The organism is Promineifilum sp. (SeqCode), from assembly GCF_041918635.1.
Taxonomy (GTDB): domain Bacteria; phylum Chloroflexota; class Anaerolineae; order Promineifilales; family Promineifilaceae; genus Promineifilum.
The window spans coordinates 1-8,795 of record NZ_JAYRVJ010000154.1; the positions used below are offsets into that span (position 1 = coordinate 1).

Genomic DNA, 8,795 nt, shown 5'->3' on the forward strand with positions numbered 1-8,795 from the left:
GACCTATCCGATGCTTGCGATTCATTTGGTGGCCCCCATCAATTCGATCCAATGGTTCTTACTTGTTGATCGACTAAGCAAAATAACTCGCAGAGAACCCCCTAAAGCCAGTATAAATTCTGCGGGGATCCGCGTCAATACTAGGTAATACTTAGGGATGGCCGCCAAATGACGGGGGCATGGAACTGTTCCATGCCCCCGCGTCTTCTATTCTATTGTGCCTCGCGCTCAGTCCACGGCGATCATCACGCTGGAAGCCTTGACCACGGCATACGCCTCCTTGCCGGGGGCCAGCGCCAGACTCTCGGCCGAAGCTTTAGTGATGATGGACACCACCTCGACGCCGGGGGCGATCTCAATGACCACCTCGACGTTCACCGCGCCGGGAGTGACGGTCTTGACGCGGCCTTTAATGACATTGCGTGCGCTTAGTTTCATGTCTGTCTCCTCGCTTGAATGCTAAACTGTCAAATCCAAACATCGTTCGGCGCAGTAGGCCCGCTCGCCGCATCGCCGGTGTTCACCGTCCCCGCCGGCTCCACCAGCAGCAGCGCGCACTCCCGCGCGGCGTAGGGCTTGTGCTCGACGCCGCGCGGGACAACGTACAGTTGACCGGCGCGCAGGTCAACGCGCCCGTCGCGGAAGTCGATCCGCATCGCGCCGTCTAACACGAGGAAGACCTCATCCGTCTCCGGGTGGGTGTGCCAGACGAAATCGCCCTGAATCTTGACTACCTTGAAGTGGTAGTCGTTCATCTGGGCGACGATCTTGGGCGTCCACTGCTCGGAAAACAGAGCGAGCTTTTGGCTGAGGTCAACAGGTGAATAGGTCATGGCCCACCATTGTACACAAAAGAATGGGACGCAGATGACCGCTGATGGAGCGCTGATTTTCGCAGTGCTCTATTGAAACAGCGTTAATCAGCGCAAAATCGGCGTTCATCAGCGTCCCATTCTTGTATGCGTTGCTGTGCCCCTTCGCGTCCTGGCGTTTAATCCTCCTCCCACGCCGTCACCGCGTCCAGCGCCTCTTTTTCTTCGGCTGACAGCTTCACCTCCGCCCCCTTAGCCGTGTCCTCCAGTTGGGCGATGGTGTTCGCGCCAATGATGGCCGAGGTGACGGCCGGGTTGGCCAGACACCAGGCGATGGCCGTCTGGGCGATGGTGGCGTCGTGGGCCTGGCCGATCTCCTCCAGCTTGTCCACGGCAGTGAAGCCCCACTCATTCATGTAGCGCCGCTGGACGCCGCCGGCGCGCGCCGACTCCGGCAGGGGCGTGTCGCGCCGGTACTTGCCGGTCAGGAAGCCGCCGCCCAGCGGGCTGTAGGGGATGACGCCCACGCCCTGATCGAGGCAGAGCGGCTGAAGCTCGCGCTCGAACTCGGCGCGGTGGACATAACTGTAGTGCGGCTGGAGGCTGTCGTAACGGACGAGCCGCTGCACGTCGCTGACCCACAGCGCCTTGGCCAGCATCCAGGCGGGGTAGTTGGAGCAGCCGACGGTGCGCACCTTGCCGCTGCGCACCAGGTCGTCGAGCGCCCGCAGCGTCTCATCGAGCGGCGCCTCATCGTCGGGGAAGTGGGTCTGGTAGAGGTCGATGTAGTCGGTGCGCAGCCGGCGCAGGCTGGCCTCGACGGCGTTCAGGATGTGGCCGCGGGAGAGGCCCTCGTCGTTGGGGCCGTCGCCCATCCGGCCGCGCACTTTCGTGGCCAGGATGAGCCGGTCGCGCGGTGTCGCGCCGGTCGCCAGCCAGTTGCCGATGTGGGTCTCGGCCACGCCGCCGGGGTTGCCGGGATGCCAGCGCGAGTAGACGTCGGCCGTGTCGAAGAAGTTGATGCCCAGTTCGATGGCGCGGCTCATGACGGCGTGGGCCGTCGGTTCGTCGGTCGTCCAGCCGAACTGCATGGTTCCGAGACAGATGGTGCTGACCTTCAGGCCCGTGCGGCCGAGGCGGCGGTACTCCATAGCTTCCTCCAGGAAGAGACTATCTGCTTAACGCGGCGACGAGGTCGATGTAGGTTTGCATCGCCGTCTCTTTCGGCGTGCCCTTCAGGGCGGCCCAGGCGTCATACTTGGCCCGGCCCACCATGTCGAACATGCCCGGCCGCTTGCCGTCGGCGTCGCCCGCCTTGGCTTGCTTGTAGAGGGCGTAGAGCTTGAGCATCGTCTCGTTGTCGGGGCGGGTGAGTAACGAAGTGGCCGCCTTGGCCGCGGCCTCGAATTGAGTCTGTAAGTCGGTCATGGTTTTCTCTTTTCTCCCCTGCACCCCCGCTCCCCAGCTCCCCTGCTACTTAGGTGCAACCCACTTCAGAAAGTGGGTCACACCTGTCTGCCCACTTAATTCCCCTCAACCGCGTCAACCGGGTCGGGCGCGGCCTCTTCTTCGACCGCCAAGTCAATGGGGCGGCCTTCATAGGGCTCGCTGTAGTTGAAGTAGTTATAGGCCGCGCGGGAGATTTCGCGGATGATGGGGAAGCTATACTCGGACATCAGCCAGTCGTTTTCGGGCTGGGCCAACAGGATGTAGATGACGTAGTCGCCGCCGGGGCTGAAGACGATGCCGGCGTCGCCATGCTCGTTGAAGCTCCAGCCGTGCTTGTGGGACACGCGTACCTCTTCCGGCACGCCGTAACGAATCAGGTTGCCCTCCACGTTCAGCACCATCAGGTCGATGATCGCCTGGCACTCCTCCTGGGTAATCTCATCGGGGTAGATGGCCAGCAGGCCGCCGTCCCCCTGGGCGCAGTAGTAGAGCATGCCCAGCAGGTAGCCGATCTCTTCGGCTGTCGTCTGCATCGTCGTGTCGGGGTTCGTGTTAATGTCGGTACGCTGGTTGGCCGGAGTGGTATAGGTGCTGGGCCGGTTGGGCACGGCCTGGGCGTCATAGGGCACGGCCATGAAGCTGTTAACCATGCCCATGCGGTGCAACTCGTTTGTCAGCACCTCCGCGCCCTCATAGGTGTTCTCCTGGCCGGCGATGATGTGCAACAGCAGGTTGGCCGCATGGTTGCTGGAGGCAGTGGCCGTGTCCATGAACAACTGGCGTTCATAGTCGTTGGGCGGGGCGTCCAGAACGCGGTACGCCTCGATGAAGATGGGGATCTTCAGGATGCTCAGCGCCGACACGGCCACGTCGGAGTTGATGCGCACTTCCTCGCCCGTCTGCAAGTCCAGGACGTAGATGCTGGCAAACCCCTCGAAGGCGGCCAGCTGATTCTCGATGGCGTCCTGGAGCACCTGCATCGTCCAGGCAGGCGCAGGCTCTTCGACCAAGACCAGACTGGTCGTGCGATCCTCGACGCTGTAGAGGGCCGCGCGCACGCGCTGGAGGCTCGACTCGCGATCGGTGATGGTTCCCGCCTGGCCGGGCTGGATGACGCCGGTATCGACCAGCAGTTGCGGCCCTTCGGCCGGCCGGTCGATGAAGTCGGCGATCATATCCACCTGGCGGCGCAGGGCGGCGTCATCGTGGCGGGCCTTGATGTTGACCACAATGGGCTGCGGCGAGAGACCGACGACGAACTCAAGGTACTTACGCCACATTTCCTGCTTGTCCCACTCCGCGCGCGCCTCGACCAGCATCGCCTCTGTGTCGATGTAGAAACCGGCGTCGGCTGGCTGAAGCTCGGCGACTCGCTCATCGCCGTTGAAGACGGCCACGGGCGAAAAGAAGCGCTCGTTCACTGCCTGGCGCGCGCCATCCAGCGTCAGCCCCTCGACCGAGACCCCACCCAGCGTCGTGCCGGGCGGCAACTTGTCCAGCGCTCGCCAGAAGAGAAAGCCCTGGTAGAGCAGGAACGCGCTCCCCAAGACGAGGAGGGCCACGATCAGGATGCGGCGCAACGCTCTTAGCATAACGACGTTCAGTTATTGGCCGCGCTCGATTCGCCCAGATAGGGGTTATCGAAGTTGAAGTAGTTATAGGCGGCGCGGGAAACGTCGGCCATCAGCGGCGCGCTTAACTCCCACTCCAGCCATTCCGGTTTGTAGAGAATCTCGACGATGACGTAGTCGCCGCCGGGACTGAAGACAATACCGGCATCGACGTTGGTGTCGCCGATCCAACCGTGGCGGTGGGCCACCGTTATTTCGGCCGGGACGCCCTCTTCCAGCAGACTGCCGATCTTGTTCTGCCCCATGAAGTCGAGAATTTCCAGGCACTCGCGCTGCCAATCGTTGTCGGGGAAGGCGGCCACCAGCGCCCCGCCCTGTCCGGTGGCGCAGTAGTAGATCATCGACAGCAGCGTGCCCACGTCTTCGGCCGTCGTCTGCATGGTGGGGCTGGGGTTGGTGCGCAGTACCTCGACGCTGTTGGCCGGCGTCTCCGGCGTCTTCTTGCCGGCCGGCATCCCGGCGTCGTAGGGGGCCATGATGAACGTGTTCACCAGACCGAGACGCTGCATGGTGGCCGTCACCCGCTCCGCGCCCACGTAGGGATCGACCGTCTCGCCGCCGATCTCGGCCAGCAGGCTATTGGCGCTGGCGTTCTCCGGGTTGACGACCAGCGTGTCGGAGATGAGCTGGCGTTGGGTCAGCGTGGGCAGTTGGTCGAGCGCGCGATACGTCTCCAGGACGATCGGTATCTTCATCAGGTCAATGGCTGACACCGGCTCGCTGCCGTTGATGTTGATCTCTTCACCCGTATTCAGGTCCAGGATGAAGATGCCGGCCAGACCGCCCGTCTCCTGCTCGAAGACCTGCAACCGGTTAACCAGCAGACGCGAGAGCAAATTGATGTTCGGCCGCTCGGGCGACTTGGGTCTGGCGGTGAGCGTCGCCTCGCGCAGGTTTGGCCGGTGGAAGGCGGCCTCCACGTCGTCGAAGCTGCCTTCGATGTCGGTCTCGGTGCCGGCCGTGCCATACTGAAAGCTCATGCTGCCCGGCACGGGCTGCGCCGGCTGGGCGGGCACATCGACGACTTCCTTGATTTCCTGCAAGACGTTGCGCAACGCCTCGCGGTTGAGCGAGCTCGCCAGTTCAATGGGCTGCACCTGTACGGGGCGGCCCCACAGAAAGCCCCAGAAGCCGGACCAGAAGTCCTGGCTCGAGCGCTGGATGTCGGCTTCGAGCAGCATCTTGTCCATATCCAGGGTAAATTCGATCTGGGCCGGCATCACCTCGAATTGATTCTCGCCGTGGATGAGTGTGACCGGGGCCTCGATGTACCGGCTGGTCAGCAGTTCGGTCGCCTCTTCCTCGGTCATGCGGCCAACATCCACGCCGCCAATCGTTAGTCCGGTCGGCAAATAGCTGCGCGTGGTCGAGTATTGATAGAGCTTGTAGAGCAGGAAAAAGGACACCGCCACCATGAAGGAGACCGTGATCCATTGTCCTAGTCCGGGTGAGGAGTTGCGGTTCATGTGAGCGCCTGCGCCTCGTGCACTACTGGGGAAGCGACGGACAGCGGCGACGTGGGCGACGTGGGCAACGTGGAGCGAAAGAGAGCCAGCCCGTCACTGATGGAGCGCCGGGCGAACGGATGCAGTGGCTGCGGCAAGCGATCGAGCGCGAACCACTGGGCATCCAGCACCTCAATGCTGAAGCGCATCGGGCCTGGCTGGATCTGTCCGAGATAGGCCATGGCGATATGGGGCGGCTGCTTTTCGTGCCCAACGTGGATGACAGGGCCTAGCTCTACGCCCAGGCCCGTCTCCTCGCGCAGTTCGCGGGCCACGCCATCGGCCGGCGCTTCGTTGCGGTTAAGCCATCCCCCGGGTAGACCCCATGGCCCGGCCGGGTGAAAGACGTGGCGCAACAGGAAAAGCTCCTCGTTCGCGTTGAAGGCGACCAAGGCTACCCCAACCCGCTGACGCGGTACGGTGGCTCGGACGCCCCAGGCCAACAGGCCGTTGAGAGGACGCCAGCGCATCGCGCGCGCCAACTCCTCTTTCCAGGCGCTAGTTGCTTGTCTATTCACAATAGAATTCGTTTTCATCCCCGCGCCACCCAACGGTAGTGCGATATTTCAACCGGCCAGTATAGCAGAAAGGGCCGTTGTTTCCATAGGTCATCTGTCGCAGTTATCCGTCTCTCATGTCGCCTGGGGCTGCAACTCCCGGCGCAACCCAGCGTATAGAGCATCAAAGTCACTATTATCGTTATTTTGTGGAGGTGGATGCCATGCAACAAGCAAGGCTTGTGCGCAGCGAGACGGAGCGAATGGTCGCCGGTGTGTGCGGCGGTCTGGCCGCGCACCTGGAGGTCGATCCCGTACTGGTGCGTCTGGCATTTGTCGTTTTGTTCCTGGCCGGTGGTATCGGATTCCCGATCTATATGATCCTGTGGATCATCACGCCGACTGAGTCCCAGGCCCAACCCGCTATTCGGATCATGGATAAACCGGTCGCCGATGACCCGACTACCTACAAAACGCGCACCAGTCCGGCGGCCACCGTCGGCGTGATCCTGATCCTGTTCGGCGCGTTCTTCCTGTTGGGCCAGATGGGCTGGGTCTCCAATGCGTTCTGGCCTGTCGTCTTGATCGCCGCCGGGTTGTTCTATCTTATCCGGCGCGGCCGGTAACCTGCCGCGCCTACGTTTCTTTGCCGTTTGTCGGCTGGCCGCGGCGCAGGGTGCGCAGGCCGGGGCGCGTTTTGATCTCCACTTCGTCCGGCTCGCCGTTGCGCCGGCCCAACAGGCCGGGAGCCTGGTAGAGCGGCAGTGTGACCACAAACGTGGTGCCCTCTCCGACTACACTCTCGACCTTGATGCCCCCGCCGTGCGCCTGGACGATCCACTTGGCAATGGCCAGCCCCAGCCCCGACCCGCCTTGCGCCCGGCCGCGCGCCTTGTCCACGCGGTAGAAGCGGTCGAAGATGTGGGGCAAGTCTTCAGCCGGGATGCCGATACCGGTGTCGCTGACGGTCAACTGCGCCCACCCGCCGTCCTTGGCCAGACTCAGTCGGACTGCGCCACCGGGCTGGGTATACTTGATGCCGTTGTCGACCAGATTGAGGAGCAGTTGTTTCAGCCGGTCTTCGTCGCCGAGGATGGTCGCCTGATCGACGGCCGTCAGTTCGACGGCTACTGGCTTCGCGATACGGCTCACCTGCCGGTAGACCTCGAACAGGATGTTGTCCAACTCCACCGGCTCGTGACGCAGCGGCAGGCCGCCGGTGTCGGCGCGAGCCAGCAGCAACAGGTCACCCAGCAGCCGGCTCATGCGCTCCATCTCATCCTGGATGACGAGCATCGACTCGGCGTCGTACTCGCCGAAACGGCGCATCAAGTCCAGGTTGCCGCGCACGCTGGTCAGCGGCGTCCGCAACTCGTGGGATACGTCGGCTAGAAAGCGCTGCTGGCTGCGGAAGAGGCGCTCCAGCCGTTCGAGCGTCTGGTTGAAGGCGCGCGCCAGGTCGCCGATCTCGTCGGTGCGGTTGCTGTGGGGCACGCGCCGGCTCAGGTCGTCGGCGCGAGTGATCTGGCGGGCGACGGTGGCGATGTCCTCCAGCGGCCGGAAGAGGCTGGAGGTCAGCACGGCCAGGACGATCAGCGAGGTGATGGCCGCGCCGATGCTGATCAGCAAAGCCCGGTTGAGGACGCGGTTGAAGATCTCGTAATTGTCGAGCAGCCGGGCGACCTGGATGTGGCCGATGAGCTGTTGGTCGCTGTCGTAGAACGGGATCGACAGGACGCGCAGCAGCGACTCCCGGTACTGCACGATCCGGTAGATGTCCTCTGTGCCCAGGCCGTTGGGGTCGAGCAACTGATTCTGCCTGCCCAGATTGCTGGACTGGGCAACGACGTGGCCCTCGCTGTTGACGATGGTGATGAGTGTGGAGGCCGTCTCTGGCGTAGCCAGGTCTTGCGACACCGGGATCTGGATGAGGCCGCTCTCGTCCTCGACGACGGCGCTGTTCACCAGTTCATAGGCAAGCGAGTAGAGATCGCCGTCGATCTCCGCCAACATCTGGTTGCGCGGCAGGATGTAGACCAGCAGCGAAGACAGAAAGTAAACGATGCTGAAGATCAGCGCATAGGCCAGCAACAGCCTATTCTGGATGGACAAGAAGCAGCTATGACTCCTCGCGGAGAACGTAACCGATCCCCCGCACGGTGTGAATCAGCCTCTGCATCCCTCCCTGTTCGGTCTTCTGGCGCAAATAGCGCACGTAGACCTCGATAATGTTACTCTCGCCGCCGAAGTCGTAATTCCAGACGCGGTCGAAGATGACGTCGCGTGTCAAGACTTGCCGGGGATGGCGCATGAACAGCTCTAATAATTCGTACTCCTTGGCCGTCAGGTCGAAGGTCGCGCCGCCGCGCCGCCCCTGGCGCGTGCCGGTGTCCAGTTCCAGGTCGGCGAAGCGGTAGACTTGGGGCAGCGTCGGCTGGGCCCGGCGCAAGAGGGCGCGCACGCGGGCCATCAATTCGTCGAAGGCGAACGGCTTGACCAGGTAATCGTCGGCGCCCGCGTCCAGCCCGGCGACGCGATCCTCGATCGCCTCTTTGGCCGTCAGCATCAGAATGGGCACGTCGCTGACGGCGCGCAGCCGGCGGCACACTTCCAGCCCGTCCATGCCGGGCAGCATCAGGTCTAGCAGAACCAGGTCGGGGGGGGTGTCGCGAGCGAGTTCCAGAGCGGTCGGCCCATCGGGCGCGGCCTCGACGCGATAGCCTTCATAGCCAAGACCGCGCTGCAAGAATTGGCGAATTCGCTCTTCATCTTCCACGACCAGGATTGTTGACGACATAGGCACAACCTCCAACGGATGCATTGATGTGATTATAGTATAGTTGGCCGCCTCTGACAGGCAAGCGGCCCCGCCTTGGCTAAAGACCTGACAGGTGGGCGGCC

At 62.9% G+C, this 8,795-nt stretch carries 10 protein-coding genes; 1 reads left to right on the plus strand and 9 read right to left on the minus strand.

What is annotated here, in order from left to right; genetic code table 11:
* Positions 1-228 precede the first annotated feature (228 nt).
* The 7 genes from ACE3UY_RS05155 to ACE3UY_RS05185 form a co-directional block, all read right to left on the minus strand.
* The gene (locus ACE3UY_RS05155; RefSeq protein WP_374686483.1) at positions 229-438 is read right to left on the minus strand and encodes a molybdopterin-binding protein; all 210 of its coding nucleotides are present in this window, start codon (positions 436-438) and stop codon (positions 229-231) included.
* A 29-nt stretch (positions 439-467) separates the two neighbouring features.
* Complete coding sequence (locus tag ACE3UY_RS05160) at positions 468-833, minus strand: cupin domain-containing protein (RefSeq protein ID WP_374686484.1); 366 nt, start codon at positions 831-833, stop codon at positions 468-470.
* Positions 834-991: 158 nt separating this feature from the next.
* Positions 992-1,963: an aldo/keto reductase gene (locus ACE3UY_RS05165; protein WP_374686485.1), complete on the minus strand. Its 972-nt coding sequence runs from the start codon at positions 1,961-1,963 to the stop codon at positions 992-994.
* Between the two features lie 19 nt (positions 1,964-1,982).
* Positions 1,983-2,240, minus strand: a complete 258-nt coding sequence (locus tag ACE3UY_RS05170) for an acyl-CoA-binding protein (RefSeq protein WP_374686486.1) — start codon at positions 2,238-2,240, stop codon at positions 1,983-1,985.
* Positions 2,241-2,335: 95 nt separating this feature from the next.
* On the minus strand, positions 2,336-3,853 hold the full coding sequence (locus tag ACE3UY_RS05175; RefSeq protein ID WP_374686487.1) for a serine hydrolase: 1,518 nt from the start codon (positions 3,851-3,853) through the stop codon (positions 2,336-2,338).
* An 8-nt stretch (positions 3,854-3,861) separates the two neighbouring features.
* Positions 3,862-5,358, minus strand: a complete 1,497-nt coding sequence (locus tag ACE3UY_RS05180) for a serine hydrolase (protein WP_374686488.1) — start codon at positions 5,356-5,358, stop codon at positions 3,862-3,864.
* Positions 5,355-5,867, minus strand: coding sequence for an NUDIX hydrolase (locus tag ACE3UY_RS05185; protein WP_374686489.1), 513 nt, complete (start codon positions 5,865-5,867; stop codon positions 5,355-5,357). The genes ACE3UY_RS05180 and ACE3UY_RS05185 overlap by 4 nt, the downstream gene beginning before the upstream one ends.
* Before the next feature lie 251 nt (positions 5,868-6,118).
* On the opposite strand from ACE3UY_RS05185, the gene ACE3UY_RS05190 reads away from it, so the two are divergent.
* Positions 6,119-6,520, plus strand: a complete 402-nt coding sequence (locus ACE3UY_RS05190) for a PspC domain-containing protein (protein WP_374686490.1) — start codon at positions 6,119-6,121, stop codon at positions 6,518-6,520.
* 10 nt (positions 6,521-6,530) lie between these two features.
* On the opposite strand, the gene ACE3UY_RS05195 is transcribed toward ACE3UY_RS05190, so the two are convergent.
* A complete protein-coding gene (locus tag ACE3UY_RS05195) occupies positions 6,531-8,006 on the minus strand; it encodes a sensor histidine kinase (RefSeq protein ID WP_374686491.1) in 1,476 nt (491 codons plus the stop codon).
* 7 nt (positions 8,007-8,013) lie between these two features.
* On the minus strand, positions 8,014-8,691 hold the full coding sequence (locus ACE3UY_RS05200) for a response regulator transcription factor (protein WP_374686492.1): 678 nt from the start codon (positions 8,689-8,691) through the stop codon (positions 8,014-8,016).
* Positions 8,692-8,795: the final 104 nt, after the last annotated feature.